This window comes from Salmonella sp. 32010601201800023SM, from assembly GCF_017572235.1.
GTDB lineage: Bacteria > Pseudomonadota > Gammaproteobacteria > Enterobacterales > Enterobacteriaceae > Salmonella > Salmonella enterica.
In genome coordinates this window covers 160,460-175,754 of the sequence record NZ_JAGEQS010000007.1, presented here as the reverse complement: position 1 = coordinate 175,754, position 15,295 = coordinate 160,460, and the positions used below count along the sequence as shown (strand labels likewise).

Annotated in this window: 12 protein-coding genes; 7 read left to right on the top strand and 5 right to left on the bottom strand. The window is 55.8% G+C overall.

From position 1 onward, the window contains the following. Window positions 1-11: 11 nt before the first annotated feature. The 5 genes from fhuD to hrpB all read right to left on the bottom strand — a co-directional run bounded on the left by fhuD (window position 12) and on the right by hrpB (window position 9,322). Window positions 12-902, bottom strand: coding sequence for a Fe(3+)-hydroxamate ABC transporter substrate-binding protein FhuD (fhuD, locus tag J4617_RS19550; RefSeq protein ID WP_001205357.1), 891 nt, complete (start codon window positions 900-902; stop codon window positions 12-14). Beyond that, window positions 902-1,699, bottom strand: a complete 798-nt coding sequence (gene fhuC, locus J4617_RS19545; protein ID WP_001157204.1) for a Fe3+-hydroxamate ABC transporter ATP-binding protein FhuC — start codon at window positions 1,697-1,699, stop codon at window positions 902-904. Before fhuC ends, fhuD begins: the two co-directional genes overlap by 1 nt. 48 nt (window positions 1,700-1,747) lie before the next feature. Beyond that, window positions 1,748-3,937 carry a ferrichrome porin FhuA gene (fhuA, locus tag J4617_RS19540; protein ID WP_000113226.1) on the bottom strand — a complete coding sequence of 730 codons (2,190 nt, stop codon included), beginning with the start codon at window positions 3,935-3,937 and terminating at the stop codon, window positions 1,748-1,750. A gap of 292 nt (window positions 3,938-4,229) precedes the next feature. Then, the gene (gene mrcB / locus J4617_RS19535) at window positions 4,230-6,752 is read right to left on the bottom strand and encodes a bifunctional glycosyl transferase/transpeptidase (protein ID WP_000918127.1); all 2,523 of its coding nucleotides are present in this window, start codon (window positions 6,750-6,752) and stop codon (window positions 4,230-4,232) included. 140 nt (window positions 6,753-6,892) lie between these two features. Continuing rightward, window positions 6,893-9,322 (bottom strand): ATP-dependent helicase HrpB, encoded by a 2,430-nt coding sequence (hrpB, locus tag J4617_RS19530; protein WP_001748938.1) that lies wholly within the window; start codon window positions 9,320-9,322, stop codon window positions 6,893-6,895. Between the two features lie 72 nt (window positions 9,323-9,394). Between hrpB and thpR the strand changes: the two genes are divergently transcribed. The 7 genes from thpR to panB all read left to right on the top strand — a co-directional run bounded on the left by thpR (window position 9,395) and on the right by panB (window position 15,190). Then, the gene (gene thpR / locus J4617_RS19525; RefSeq protein ID WP_001294178.1) at window positions 9,395-9,925 is read left to right on the top strand and encodes an RNA 2',3'-cyclic phosphodiesterase; all 531 of its coding nucleotides are present in this window, start codon (window positions 9,395-9,397) and stop codon (window positions 9,923-9,925) included. 16 nt (window positions 9,926-9,941) lie between these two features. Continuing rightward, window positions 9,942-10,646, top strand: coding sequence for a DNA/RNA nuclease SfsA (gene sfsA / locus J4617_RS19520; RefSeq protein WP_000899412.1), 705 nt, complete (start codon window positions 9,942-9,944; stop codon window positions 10,644-10,646). Between the two features lie 176 nt (window positions 10,647-10,822). Continuing rightward, entirely contained in the window at window positions 10,823-11,278 is a 456-nt protein-coding gene (dksA, locus tag J4617_RS19515) for an RNA polymerase-binding protein DksA (protein ID WP_001155232.1), read from the top strand. 68 nt (window positions 11,279-11,346) lie between these two features. Beyond that, window positions 11,347-12,243, top strand: a complete 897-nt coding sequence (gluQRS, locus tag J4617_RS19510) for a tRNA glutamyl-Q(34) synthetase GluQRS (RefSeq protein WP_023356612.1) — start codon at window positions 11,347-11,349, stop codon at window positions 12,241-12,243. 161 nt (window positions 12,244-12,404) lie between these two features. Then, window positions 12,405-13,802, top strand: coding sequence for a polynucleotide adenylyltransferase PcnB (gene pcnB, locus J4617_RS19505; protein WP_125540466.1), 1,398 nt, complete (start codon window positions 12,405-12,407; stop codon window positions 13,800-13,802). Then, on the top strand, window positions 13,799-14,278 hold the full coding sequence (gene folK, locus J4617_RS19500; RefSeq protein WP_000150777.1) for a 2-amino-4-hydroxy-6-hydroxymethyldihydropteridine diphosphokinase: 480 nt from the start codon (window positions 13,799-13,801) through the stop codon (window positions 14,276-14,278). The genes pcnB and folK overlap by 4 nt, the downstream gene beginning before the upstream one ends. 120 nt (window positions 14,279-14,398) lie before the next feature. Further along, window positions 14,399-15,190: a 3-methyl-2-oxobutanoate hydroxymethyltransferase gene (gene panB, locus J4617_RS19495; protein ID WP_000805487.1), complete on the top strand. Its 792-nt coding sequence runs from the start codon at window positions 14,399-14,401 to the stop codon at window positions 15,188-15,190. Window positions 15,191-15,295: the final 105 nt, after the last annotated feature.

Below are 15,295 nucleotides of genomic sequence, written 5' to 3'. Positions count from 1 at the left end.
ACGTTTTCTGCTCACGCTTTGCCTCCCAACACGTTATTCAGGATGCGGACAAAGTGCATCGTGGAGAGGGTCGCGCCATAGAACCAAACGGCGGGCACCCGGTGAAAGCGCCCGGCGCGGACAAACGGCATGGCCTGCCACAGCGGCGTTGCCATCAGCGCGTTCATATCGGTGTTATTCCCGTGATCGAAGCAGATCACATCCGCTTCTTTATACATCGCCAGCCGATCGATGCTAACCGCCGTACTGCCCCAAAAGTTGGTTTCACCCTGCCAGGCATTGACGATGCCATACTCGTCCAGCACCTCCTGGAACAGGCAATTCGGGCCGAGCACCAGCATATGCCGCGGATCGATAAGCGTCGTCATCAGTAACGGACGCCCCCCGCGGCGGATAAAATGCGGCTTCTGGCTGGCGATGAAGCGATCGTATTGCGCCAGATGTTTTTCTGCCGCAGCTTCCAGATTCAGCGTCTGCGCCAGTTCAACCAGCGAGCGTCGGGCCACCGCCAGCGGCTTTTTGCCGTCGCTAAAATCGAACCCGCGCCCCGGCGCGATCCGCGCCAGTTTCTCCGGCGAGGGTCCGTAGCCTGCCGACCAGACCATAAACGACGGCTTCATCTCCGTCAGCAGTTCGAGATTGGGTTCAGTGCGAAGACCCACATCAATCACCGAATCCGGCAACGGCGGTTCGCTAACCCACAGCTTATAATTTGGCACGTCCGCCACGCCATACGGCGTAATACCGAGCGCCAGCAGCAGCTCAACCGGCAGCCACTCCAGCGCCACAATCCGGCGGGGATCGATAGCGGCAGCCTGCGCCGTATTCATTTGCCACAGCAGCGGCGAGAGCGCCATCGCCGTTAATAAACGGCGGCGAGTAAGAGGATATAAATCACGCATTAATACACAAAACTCACAGGTGCCGCGCCCGCCGGATGCGGAAGGATACCCATCGGGATACCGTAAATCTGTTCCAGCGTGTCACTGCGCATCAGTTCCGCAGGCGTTCCTTGCGCAATCATTTCACCGCCGCGTAGCGCGACTAAATAATCACAGTAGCGGGCCGCCATGTTGATATCGTGCAGCACCGCTACCACCGTCAGCCCGCGCTGTTGGCTTAAACGATGCACCAGCGCCAGCACGTCAACCTGATGGGCGATATCCAGCGCTGACGTCGGCTCATCCAGCAGCAGACAACGGCTGTCCTGCGCGACCAGCATGGCAATCCACGCGCGCTGGCGCTCGCCGCCGGAAAGACTGTCTACCAGACGATGCGCCAGCGGTTTTAAGCCGACCAGCGTAATCGCCTCGTCTACTTTTTCCCGGTCCGCGACGCCAAAGCGTCCCAACGCGCCGTGCCACGGATAGCGGCCAATCGCTACCAGTTCGCGCACCGTCATTCCTTCCGCCTGCGGCAATTGTTGAGGCAGATAGGCAACTTTGCGGGCAAACGCCTTGCTGCTCCAGCTCGCCAGCGGCTGATTGTCGAGCAGAATATCCCCTTCGGAAGGCGGCTGATGGCGGCCCAGCATTTTTAACAGCGTGGATTTACCGGAACCATTATGGCCAATAAGTCCGGTGACTCGACCTGCGGGAAACGTTAACGAGAGGGGGTGTAAAAGCGTGCGGCCCGGCACACGAAAGGCGACGCTTCGCAGCGCAAAGGTGGTATCGGAATGAATGTGGTTTTCCTGCATCGCAGCCAACTTGTAAAACGGGCACGGCAAGCCGTGCCCAAAAAGAAATTAGAAACGGAAGGTTGCCGTTGCAACGACCTGACGTTCTGCGCCCCAGAAACAGCCGTAGGTCTGGAAGCAGCTGGCGACGTATTCGCGGTCGAGCAGATTATTAACGTTAACCGCAATGCTGGAGCCCGCCATACCAAAACGCGCCAGATCGTACTTGACGACCGCATCCATCACCGCTGCGCTGCCTACCTTGAAGCTATTAGCCGGATCGCCGTAACTGGAACCAATAAAACGACCGCCTGTTCCCAGCGTTAAACCTGACAACGGACCGTCGTTGAAGGTGTAATCGCCCCACAACGACGCCATGTGTTCAGGCACCTGCTCTGGCGTATTCCCTTTCAGATTAGTGTCTTTCGTGTATTCAGCATCAGTATAAGTGTAAGACGCCGTCATATTGATGTTAGCCGTCAATGCTGCTTTGGCTTCCAGCTCTACACCTCGCGCACGAATTTCGCCTGCCGGCACCTGCGCTAATGGGTTGGTTGGATCGGCGGTCAGGTTATTGGTTTTGGTCAGCTGATAAACGGCACCCGTAACAACAACCGGCATGTCTTTCGGTACATATTTCACCCCTGCTTCATATTGCTCGCCTTTTGACGGCTTGTAAGAAACGCGTGGGGTGCTCCACAAATCGAAGGCGCTTGGCTCGAAAGATTGGCTATAGCTGAAGTAAGGTGAAATTCCATTATCGAATACGTAGTTTACGCCACCGCGCCAGGTGAACTGGTGGTCATTACGTTCAATATATCCTTCTGTCGGCGTAGTGGAATTCTGACGCACCGTTGTCGCTTGTTTAGACCAGTCATAGCGGCCGCCGAGAGTAAATACCCACTTATTCCATTCCGCCTGATCCTGAACATAGAGGCCTGTTTGTTTACTTTCGTTCATCTGGTACGGCTCAGCGCCGCCGAAAGCAAAGTATTCAGGATGGTAATTGTTATAGAGATCGATTGACGGCGCGCTACCAAACGTCGCGTTAATATCATTACGCATACGCATGAAATCGACACCCGTCAGCAACGTATGATCAATATCGCCGGTCGCGAATTTACTTTCCAGTTGTGTATCTACGCTGAAATTCTGTAAACGCTCGTTGTCAACGATAGTACCGCGGTTAAGCGTATGTCCGTCCGCCGCAATCCCCGTGCCATAGACGCTTTTTTGCGCGGTTTTCATTTCGACAAAACGTAAATTCTGGCGCACGGTAAAGGTGTCGTTGAAGCCATGCTCGAAACTGTATCCCACCATTTTCTCGTTACGAGAATAGGTGTTGTTTGACGCCCCTTCATTAAAATCTGTTGGCAAGCGTTTACCATTCGGTAACGGTTCAACCGTTCCTTCTTTCGGCAGCCAGCCGTAGTAGCCGGTCTCTGGTTCGTTCTGGAAATAAGAAAGGAACGTAAAATTCGTTTTCTCATCAGGACGCCAGGTAAAAGAGGGCGCAATCGCATAGCGCTGCGACTCAGAACTCTTTTGCTGCTCATTTGTCGAACGCGCCAGTCCCGTCAGACGATATGAGAACTCACCGTTGTCATCCAGGGAATCACTAAAATCAAAACCGGTCTGGAACAAATTGTCCGTCCCCATTTTGAATTGAATTTCTTTCAGCGGCTCAGTAGTCGGCCGCTTGCTAACCATCGAAATGATACCGCCCGGGTTGCTCTTACCGTAGAGGACGGACGTTGGGCCACGCATCAACTCAACACGCTCAAGCATGTAGGGATCAATAACCGCATCGTTGTAGAAGTTCCCCTGCAATTTCAGGCCATCCAGATAGTTGTTCTGGCTCAGGCCGACGGAAGAGAAGCCACGGATAATCACGAAGTCATAGGTATTGGAAGCGCCGCGGCTGCTTACCGTTACACCCGGCGTGTAACCCAACGCTTCTTTTACTGACTGGAATTGATGCATCTGCATCTCTTCGTTAGTGACCACCGAAACCGACTGTGGCGTTTTTTCGATAGGTGTATCAGTTTTGGTGGTGGTGGCGGAACGCTTCGCGGCGATGGTCGGAGCCGGTCCCCAGGCACTTTCCTGCGGCGCAGGCGCTGCGGTTACGGTAATGGTTTCTTCTTTCGGTTGAACCGCCGCCTGTGCATAGACAGACATGCCGCTAACCGCTGTGGCTACTACAACTGCGATTTTACGCAGTGAAGAGTTTGGCTGAGCAGTTTTAAGACGCGCCATTGGTATATCTCTGATGAAAGTGAATGATAACGTAAACGATAATTATTATTATAACCGCAGCATGATAGGCGAAATATCGTCGCAATGGCAAGCGATACGCGGCCCTACGAAAACTAAGGGGTTAAGAAACAACCAGATGAAAAGGAAGGGTTAATAAATTAGACTGAAATGTTATTTATGGAGGATTTGCCGGATGGCGACGTAAGCGTCTTATTCGGCCTACGTCGCACATAATGGAGTCGTAACGGTGTAGACCGGGTAAGCACAGCGCCACCCGGCACTATTACCGTGATTAATTGCCGCCGAACATCTCCTTAATCCAGCCGGCAACGCCGTCGCTCTTCTCTTCTTTCGGCGGCTGTTGCTGCGCAGGCTGCTGCGGCTGAGACGACTGATCGAACGGATTGCCTGACGGCTGCTGCTGTTGCTGCATCATCTCGCCCTGCTGGCACAGCGTATTTGGATCGTCCGTCCAGACCGGCAGAGTGCGCATACCGCCGCTACAGACAAAATTACCGTCGTAATCAACGCCCATATCCACCACATCTTCCGGCGGCGTCAGAACTAAAGGCGTCGGCGTCTGGTTCGCCAGATAGCGCTGGTAAATCGCCATCGCGCCGCTGGCGCCGTACAATTTCGTCGGCTGGTTGTTATCACGGCCTACCCAGGTGATAGTCACCTGGCTGCCGTCGATACCGGCAAACCAGGTATCGACATTGTTGTTTGTCGTCCCGGTTTTACCGGCCAGATGCAGACCCGGATATTTCGCGCCAAGCTGACGCCCCGTACCACGCTGGACGACCTGCTGCATTGTCCAGAGCGTCAGGTAAGCCGCCTGTGCCGGTACGGCGCGTTCAGCTTGCGGATAACTTTGGTACAGCACTTTACCATCTTCCGCAATAACTGAACGCAGCGCTGATAACGGCGCGCGATTTCCGCCGCTGGCGATAGTCTGGAACGCCTGCGCCACTTCGATCGGCGTCAGGTTCAGCGCTCCTAACAGCATAGCCGGAACCGGATTGAGCTGATCTTTCGGCACGCCGAGCTTCGTCCAGGTATCGGTTACCGCCGGTAAACCTAACGCCATCCCCAGATTGACCGTCGGTACGTTCATTGAGCGAGTTAACGCATCCACCAGCATCACTTTCCCGCTTTCGCTGTAGCGACGATCGTCGTTCTGCGGCGACCAGACCTGACCATTCGGCTGGCGCAGAGAAATCGGCGCATCGGCAATCCAGGTGTTCAGACGGTATAAGTTCGGCTGACTTAACGCGGTCAGATAGGTCGCCGGTTTCGCCAGCGACCCGATGGAACGGCGCGCCTGCATGGCACGGTTATAGCCGGCATACTGCGGCTCCGCCCCGCCAACCATCGCGCGCACCTCGCCGCTAAAGCGATCCACTACCACCATCGCGGTTTCCAGATCGCTCAATTTACGCTGCTTCTTCAACGCCGGAATGCCTTCGACAACGGCTTTTTCTGCGGCATCCTGCGCCACGGAGTCAAAGGTGGTGAAGATCTTCACGCCGGAGAGATCTTTAATTTTATCCCCCAGCTTCGCCTGCAGTTCCTGACGAACCATCTGCATAAACGCTGGCTGCGGTGAAATAACGCCGCCGCGCGGCTGTACGCCAAGCGGACGCGCGCTCAGCATGTCATAGAGTTCCTGATCGATGATTTTCTGCTGCTGTAACAGGCGTAACACCAGGTTACGACGCTCCAGCGCCAGTTTCGGGTTGCGCCACGGGTTATAAATCGACGCCCCTTTTACCATCCCCACCAGTAACGCCTGCTGATCGAGGCTCAGCTCCTCTACCGGACGACCAAAGTAATACAGGCTCGCCAGCGGAAAACCGCGAATTTCATTGTCCCCGCTTTGACCGAGGTAGACCTCGTTCATGTACAGCTCAAGAATACGATCTTTACTGTAACGGGCATCCATGATCAGCGCCATGTAGGCTTCATTCGCTTTACGCCAGTATGATCTTTCGCTGGAGAGGAACAGGTTCTTCACCAGCTGCTGGGTTAGCGTACTTGCCCCCTGCACCGTACGTCCCGCCGTCAGGTTGGCCAGTACCGCACGCCCGATAGAGTAAAGACTAATGCCATCATGCTCATAGAAATGACGGTCTTCCGTCGCCAACAGCGTATCGACCAGCAGATCCGGGAAACCGCTGCGCGGGACGAATAAACGCTGCTCGCCATTTGGCGAAGAAAGCATGGTGATAAGCCGCGGATCGAGACGGAAGAAGCCAAACTGGCGGTTGTTATCCAGATTGACGATGGTTTCCAGACGCCCGTCACTGAACGTCAGCCGCGCGCGCACCTGCCCTTCTTTGCTGTCCGGGAAGTCAAACGGACGACGGATCATCTCAATGCTATTGGCCTGCACGGTAAATTCGCCGGGACGGGTCATCTTCGTCACCAGACGATACTGCGTCGCTTCCAGCAATTTCACCATCTCGTTTTTGCTGACAGGCATGTCTGGCTCAAGGTTCACCATCCGGCCATATACCGCCGCCGGAAGCTGCCAGACCTTGCCATCAATACGGCTGCGGATTTTTTGATCCAGATAGACGCCGTAAATGGCGAACAGCACCACAAAAACGATAAACAGTTTTAGCAATAGCCACAGCCAGCCGCGCTTGCCACGAGGCTTACGCCCTTTGCCCTTACCTTTACGCGGCATCGGTTCTTCATCCTCATAGTCATCATCATAATCGTCGTCATGCTGCCGACGACGGCTCACCTTTTGTTTCACAGGACGTGACGGTTTCCCCTTACGTCCAATCGGCTCGCGGTCATTCCCCGCCATGCTTTTTCTCCGCAACATACAGGCGCAAAGGCCCGATTCTCTATTCTTCCGCCAGACGACAGAAGAAGAAATCTCTCAATTTACCCTTTTGCCGGATGGCGATTAACGCCTTATCTGGCCTGGAGGCAACGTATAACACGTCACGAATACTTCTTCGTGCGCCGCGTTGGGGCCGTATTCGCCGGATCGTCCGGCCAGACATGTTTGGGGTAACGGCCCTTCATCTCTTTTTGCACTTCGCGATACGCCCCCTGCCAGAAAGCGCTTAAATCGCGCGTAATCTGTAGCGGTCGCTGCGCTGGCGAAAGCAGTTCCAGCACCAGCGGCACGCGGCCCTGAGCGATGGTTGGGGTCTTCGCTTCGCCAAACATTTCCTGCATTCTGACCGCCAGCGCGGGCGGGTTATCTTCATGATAACGAATCGTTATTCGGCTTCCCGTCGGCACAGTGTAATGCCCAGGCAGTTCACTATCCAGACGTTGCAGCATGGCATAGTCAAGCAGTCCCCGTAACGCCTGATTAACGTTCAGGGATTTTAGCCCTCGTAACGACTGTACGCCTGTCATGTGCGGCAGCAACCAGTTTTCCAGAGTCGCCAGCAGCGACGCCTCATCCACGGCAGGCCAGTCATATTCCGGCAGCCATTTCGCCGCACAGTGCAGACGCAGACGGAACTGCTCCGCTTCCGGCGTCCAGTTAAGGACGGACAGACCTCTATCGCGGATGCCGTTCAGCATCGCCTGATGAAGCTCCTCTTCAGACGGCTTCGCCAGTGGCTGAACGCTAACCGTCAACTGTCCAATACGCATTCTGCGCCATGCTTTCAACGTTCCCTGCGCCTCGTCCCATTCAACCGTGTCGGACTGGCGCAGTAAATCAGGACACGCCTGAATCAGCGAGGCAATATCCAGCGGCTGCGCCAACAATATTCGGGCGTCCGGCGAGGCGCTACCTTGCAGTAACAGCGGCGCGATCAGCCATTCATGACGTCCCAACGCGTCATCCGCATCTAACATCGCGCCCATACCATTGGCTAACTGATAGCGCCCTTCCTGACCACGACGCCGCGCGATGCGGTCGCTAAACGCTCTGGCCAACAGCGGCATAATAAGCGTGCTATCCGGCTCGCCATTACGCACCTGCAGCCGTTTTAAAAGCTGCTGGCTACGCTGCTGCCAGCCCGGCTGTCGCCGCGAAAATACTACGCTTAAATCCGTACCGCCGCCGCGCGGCGGGTCCTCAAGGATGGCCGCGAGCATGGCGGCAGTGGCGGCGCTATCGCCCTCGCCGGCGTTGACTAACATTGCCGCCAGGCGCGGATCGTTACCTGTTGCCGCCATTTTCCGCCCCCGCGCGCTTAATCGCTCGCCCTCCAGCGCGCCTAACATCAATAATAAACGGCGGGCGGCCTGAAGATTCACTTCCGGCGGCCTGTCCAGCCAGAAAAGCGATGCCGGATCGTGACATCCCCACTGCAACACTTCCATCAACAAACCGGAGAGGTCGCTGTGTAAGATTTCCGGATCGCTTTGCGCCGCCGCCCGCTCCGCCTGTTCTTTGGCCAGCAGATGTAAACAGATCCCCGGCGCCAGTCGTCCGGCGCGCCCCGCGCGCTGCGTCATTGACGCCTGACTGATACGCTGCGTAACCAGCCGCGTCAGTCCCGTTCGCGCGTCGAATCGCGCCACGCGCTCCTGAGCGCTATCGACGACCAGACGAATCCCTTCAATCGTCAAACTGGTTTCGGCAATGTTAGTCGCCAATACCACTTTACGCATCCCGGCGGGGGCGGGAACAATCGCTTTGCGTTGCGCCTCCAAAGACAATGCGCCATACAGAGGACAAAGCAGGACATCGCTCCCTACCCGCGACGCCAGATGTTCATGAACGCGCTGTATTTCGCCTACGCCGGGTAAAAATAGCAGCAGCGAACCGTTTTCATTGCGCAGCAGTTCCGCTGTCGCCATCGCGACGGCTTCATCAAAACGCAAATGCGCCGCAAGCGGCTGATAACGTCGCTCCACCGGGAACGCGCGCCCCTCCGAGACGATCGTCGGCGCATCAGGCAGTCGCTGACAAAGCCTGTCGTTATCCAGCGTCGCAGACATGATTAACAGCCTGAGATCGTCACGGAGCCCTTGCTGGATATCCAGCAACAGCGCTAACGCTAAATCCGCCTGTAAACTGCGCTCATGAAATTCATCCAGTATCACCAGCCCCACGCCGCGTAATTCGGGATCGCGCTGAATCATTCTGGTCAATACGCCTTCGGTCACCACTTCCAGCCGGGTACGCGGCCCCACGCAGCTTTGCGCGCGCATCCGGTAACCTACCGTTTCGCCAGGCTTTTCATTCAACGCTTCCGCCAGACGCTGCGCGACATTACGCGCCGCCAGACGACGCGGTTCAAGCAGGAGGATTTTTCCAGCAACCGGCCCCTGTTGCAGGAGTTGCAACGGCAGCCAGGTGGATTTCCCCGCCCCGGTAGGCGCGGACAACAAAACCTGCGGCGCGGTTTTTAGGGCTGTCAACAATTCAGGCAATACGGCGGCAACGGGCAATGACGTCACAAACGGCTCCACGGGGTTAACTTTCTTTGCGCCGCATTGTAGCATCGTGTTAATCCATAACCGAGTATCCCTATGTCTGAGCCAAAACGGCTGTTTTTTGCGATTGACTTACCCGACGACGCGCGCGCGCAAATTATCGCCTGGCGCGCCGCCCATTTTGCGTCTGAAGACGGACGCCCCGTCGCAGCGGCGAACCTACACCTGACGCTGGCCTTTTTAGGCGACGTCAGTAGCGATAAGCAGCGCGCTCTTGCGCAACTGGCCGGACGAATTCGCCAGCCGGGCTTTACGCTACATCTGGATGACGCCGGTCAGTGGCTGCGTTCACGCGTGGTGTGGCTGGGGATGCGCCAGCCGCCGCGCGGGTTGTTGCAGTTGGCTAATATGCTGCGCGCGCAGGCCGCCCGCAGCGGTTGTTACCAAAGCCCGCAGCCTTTTCACCCGCATATTACGCTGCTGCGCGACGCCAGCCATACGGTGGCTATCCCGCCGCCGGGCTTTTGCTGGTCATTTCCGGTCACGTCGTTTGCGCTTTACGCCTCTTCGTATGGGCAAGGCCGTACCCGCTATGCCGAGCTGCAGCGCTGGACGCTGGGCGAATAATAATGAAGGAATGTCGATGCTATTCTCACCCCCTTTACAACGCGCTACGCTGATTCAGCGCTATAAACGTTTTTTAGCCGATGTGATCACCCCTGACGGTACAACGCTTACGCTGCACTGTCCTAATACCGGCGCGATGACCGGCTGCGCCACGCCTGGCGATACCGTCTGGTATTCGACATCAGAAAATACTAAACGCAAATATCCGCATACCTGGGAATTGACTGAAACGCAATCCGGCGCATTCATTTGCGTGAATACGCTGCGGGCGAACCAGCTAACGAAAGAAGCGATTCAGGAGAATCGCCTGCCGGCGCTGGCGGGGTACAATATTCTGAAAAGTGAAGTCAAATATGGCGCCGAGCGCAGCCGTATAGATTTTATGTTACAGGCAGATTTCCGCCCGGACTGCTATATTGAAGTGAAATCGGTCACGTTAGCGGAAAAAGAAAACGGTTATTTTCCCGACGCCATCACCGAACGAGGGCAAAAACATCTTCGGGAGTTGATGGGCGTTGCGGCGGCAGGTCATCGCGCGGTGGTAGTGTTCGCGGTGCTGCACTCCGCCATTACACGTTTTTCACCCGCACGTCATATCGATATAAAATACGCGCAGCTATTGAGCGAGGCTCAGAATAAAGGCGTGGAAGTTTTAGCTTATAAAGCAGAACTTTCAGCCCAAAAAATGGAACTGAACGAACCAGTACCCATAACGTTGTAGTGGAATAACAGCCTGATTATTAAGTATTCTGGCCGCGTGCGTAAATACGCTTTTCCTCACAGGGTTGTCAAGTGTTACGTTTAGATAATTGCTATCCGGAAAAGCATCTGCTATTTATAGCGACCTGATTTTCCCCCGAACATGGGGATCGATAGTGCGTGTTAAGGAGAAGCAACATGCAAGAAGGGCAAAACCGTAAAACATCGTCCCTGAGTATTCTCGCCATCGCTGGGGTGGAGCCGTACCAGGAGAAACCGGGCGAAGAGTATATGAACGAAGCCCAGCTATCGCACTTCAAGCGTATTCTTGAAGCATGGCGTAATCAACTCCGGGATGAAGTCGATCGCACTGTGACGCACATGCAGGACGAAGCCGCCAACTTCCCCGATCCGGTCGATCGCGCCGCGCAGGAAGAGGAGTTTAGCCTGGAGTTACGTAATCGTGACCGTGAGCGCAAACTGATCAAAAAGATCGAGAAAACGCTGAAGAAAGTGGAAGATGAAGACTTCGGTTATTGCGAGTCCTGCGGGGTGGAGATTGGTATCCGCCGCCTGGAAGCGCGTCCAACAGCCGATCTGTGCATCGACTGCAAAACGCTGGCTGAAATTCGCGAAAAACAGATGGCGGGTTAATCCCGTACGTTTCTACCCTATTTATGACAGGCGGGAGTTTTCCCGCCTTATTCTTTATTGCCCGCAGCATGACTGACTCACTCTATATTGGCCGTTTCGCGCCGTCGCCATCCGGCGAACTGCATTTCGGCTCGTTAATCGCCGCCCTCGGCAGCTATCTACAGGCCCGTGCGCAACGCGGAATTTGGCGCGTTCGCATCGAGGATATCGATCCCCCACGTGAAGTTCCCGGTGCCGCAGCGACCATTCTGCGCCAGCTGGAACATTACGGCCTGCACTGGGATGGCGAGGTCTTATGGCAATCACAGCGTCATGAGGCTTATCGCGAGGCGCTGGCCTGGCTTCACGAGCAGGGACTGAGCTACTACTGCACTTGCCCCCGCTCGCGCATTCAGCGTCTGGGCGGTATTTACGACGGCCATTGTCGGACGTTATGCCACGGGCCGGAGAATGCCGCCGTCAGAATTAAACAGCAGCATCCGGTGATGCATTTCCATGATGCCTTGCGCGGCGACATCCAGGCTGACCCACAGCTGGCGAGCGAAGATTTTATTATCCACCGCCGCGACGGACTGTTTGCTTATAATCTGGCCGTGGTGGTCGACGATCATTTTCAGGGGGTGACGGAGATCGTCCGCGGCGCAGATTTAATCGAACCCACTGTCCGACAACTTTCGCTGTATAAACAGTTTGGCTGGCGTGCGCCAGGCTACGTGCACCTTCCGCTGGCGCTCAACGAACAAGGCGCTAAACTTTCCAAGCAAAATCATGCCCCTGCGCTTGCGACAGGCGATCCGCGCCCGGTACTGGTCCAGGCATTGCGCTTTTTAGGCCAACGCACCGTCGTAGCGTGGCAGGAGATGTCTGTTGAGGAGTTGCTGCGCTTTGCAGTGGCGCACTGGAGGCTTACAGCCGTACCCACATCGGCTAATGTAAATCCGGCATTCTCAAATGCGTCTCGCTGAGCTATGATTAGCCGCTATTTTTGCTCATCGTCTTTCGCATTGCTGCGGCGTTAATGATGCTTACAGCCCAGGTCGCGTTGCTCTCTTACGCCCGTCTGCCGTAATGCGAAAGACATAGAGTAAGTTGATCTTATTAATGTATGACACTACCGAGGTGCGCTATTTTTACCCGAGTCGCTAATTTTTGCCGTAAGGTGTTAAGCCGCGAGGAGAGCGAGGCAGAACAAGCCGTCGCCCGTCCACATATGACGATTATCCCGCGTGAACAGCACGCTATCTCCCGCAAAGATATCAGTGAAAATGCCCTCAAGGTACTGTACAGGCTGAACAAAGCGGGCTATGAAGCCTACCTGGTCGGCGGCGGCGTCCGCGATCTCCTGCTCGGTAAAAAGCCGAAGGATTTCGACGTGACCACCAACGCAACACCGGATCAGGTACGGAAATTATTCCGCAATTGCCGTCTGGTGGGGCGTCGTTTCCGCCTGGCTCACGTGATGTTTGGCCCGGAAATTATCGAAGTGGCAACGTTTCGTGGTCATCATGAAGGCAGTGAAAGCGACCGTACGACCTCCCAGCGTGGGCAAAACGGTATGCTGCTGCGCGACAACATCTTCGGTTCTATCGAAGAAGATGCCCAGCGCCGCGATTTCACCATCAACAGCCTTTACTACAGCGTGGCGGATTTTACTGTGCGCGATTACGTCGGCGGGATGCAGGATCTGCAAGAAGGCGTGATTCGCCTGATCGGCAATCCGGAAACGCGCTACCGCGAAGATCCGGTTCGAATGCTGCGCGCCGTGCGTTTCGCTGCGAAGCTCAATATGCGTATCAGCCCTGAAACGGCTGAGCCAATCCCGCGTCTGGCAACCTTGCTAAACGACATTCCTCCCGCGCGCCTGTTCGAAGAGTCGCTGAAGCTGTTGCAGGCGGGGAACGGTTATGAAACCTATCAACAACTGCGGGAATACCACCTCTTCCAGCCGTTGTTTCCTACCATTACGCGTTATTTCACCGAAAACGGCGACAGCGCAATGGAACGCATCATTGCACAGGTGTTGAAGAATACGGATAACCGCATCCGTAACGAGATGCGCGTTAACCCGGCGTTTTTGTTTGCCGCCATGTTCTGGTATCCGCTGCTGGAGATGGCGCAAAAAATCGCTCAGGAGAGCGGCCTGGCCTATTACGATGCTTTCGCGCTGGCCATGAATGACGTGCTGGATGAAGCCTGCCGTTCACTGGCGATCCCGAAACGCCTTACCACGCTGACCCGTGATATTTGGCAGCTTCAGTTACGCATGTCCCGTCGTCAGGGCAAACGCGCCTGGAAGCTGATGGAACATCCCAAATTCCGCGCCGCGTTTGATTTGCTGGAGCTGCGCGCTCAGGTGGAAAATAATACTGAACTGCAACGTCTGGCGCAGTGGTGGGCCGAGTTTCAGGCTTCCGCGCCGCCGGAACAAAAAGGGATGCTCAACGAGCTGGACGACGATCCTGCTCCACGCCGCCGTCGTTCACGTCCGCGCAAACGCGCGCCGCGCCGCGAGGGCACCGTATGACGATCGCGTATATCGCGCTTGGCAGTAATCTGGCCTCTCCGCTGGAGCAGGTCAATGCCGCCCTGAAGGCTATCGCCGACATTCCCGATAGCCGTATCGTCACGGTGTCTTCGTTTTACCGCACGCCGCCGCTTGGCCCACAGGATCAGCCCGATTACCTGAACGCTGCGGTGGCGCTGGATACCGCTCTCGCCCCCGAAGAATTGCTTAACCATACCCAGCGCATTGAGCTGCAACAGGGCCGGGTGCGCAAGGCCGAACGCTGGGGGCCGCGCACGCTGGATCTCGACATTATGCTGTTTGGCGATGAAGTCATTAACACCGACCGTCTGACCGTGCCGCACTACGACATGAAAAACCGCGGTTTTATGCTGTGGCCGTTATTCGAAATCGCTCCTGATCTGATCTTTCCGGATGGTATCAGCCTGCATCAGCATCTCACCCATCTTGGTGCTGCAAAACCCGCCCACTGGTAAAACATCGCCTCCCCTTTAGCGTTTACTGCTTTAGCGCCAAACGATTGCTTAAATCAATTGCCCCCCTGAATATGACTGTTAGAATGCCGGGAAATATAACTTTTACCATCAGGAAACGTTATGAAACCCACCACTATTTCACTGCTGCAGAAATGCAAGCAAGAGAAAAAACGCTTCGCGACAATTACCGCCTACGACTACAGCTTCGCTAAGTTATTTGCCGACGAAGGTATCAATGTGATGCTGGTTGGCGACTCACTGGGCATGACGATTCAGGGGCACGACTCCACCCTGCCGGTCACCGTGGAAGATATCGCTTACCACACTCGTGCCGTGCGACGTGGCGCGCCGAACTGCCTGCTGCTCTCCGACCTGCCGTTTATGGCTTACGCCACCCCGGAACAGGCATGTGAAAACGCGGCTATCGTGATGCGTGCGGGGGCCAATATGGTCAAAATTGAAGGCGGCGCCTGGCTGGTTGATACGGTGAAAATGCTCACCGAACGTGCCGTGCCGGTTTGTGGTCATCTGGGGCTAACGCCACAGTCGGTGAATATCTTCGGCGGCTATAAAATTCAGGGCCGCGGCGACGCCGGGCAGGTACTGCTGGATGATGCGCTGGCTTTAGAAGCCGCTGGCGCTCAACTGCTGGTGCTGGAATGCGTGCCGGTTGAGCTGGCGAAGCGCGTCACGGAAGCGTTGTCGATTCCGGTGATCGGCATCGGCGCGGGCAACGTCACCGACGGTCAGATCCTGGTGATGCACGATGCGTTTGGCATCACCGGCGGTCATATTCCAAAATTCGCGAAAAATTTCCTTGCCGAAGCGGGCGACATGCGCGCCGCCGTACAGCAGTATATGGCTGAAGTGGAGTCCGGCGTTTATCCGGGCGAAGAACACAGCTTTCACTAATTTTTCTGACCGTGCCGGATGGCGACGCGACGCGTCTTATCCGGCCTACAGATCCTCAACGGATGTAGGCCTGATAAGCGCAGCGCCATCGGGCAGGATCATCAA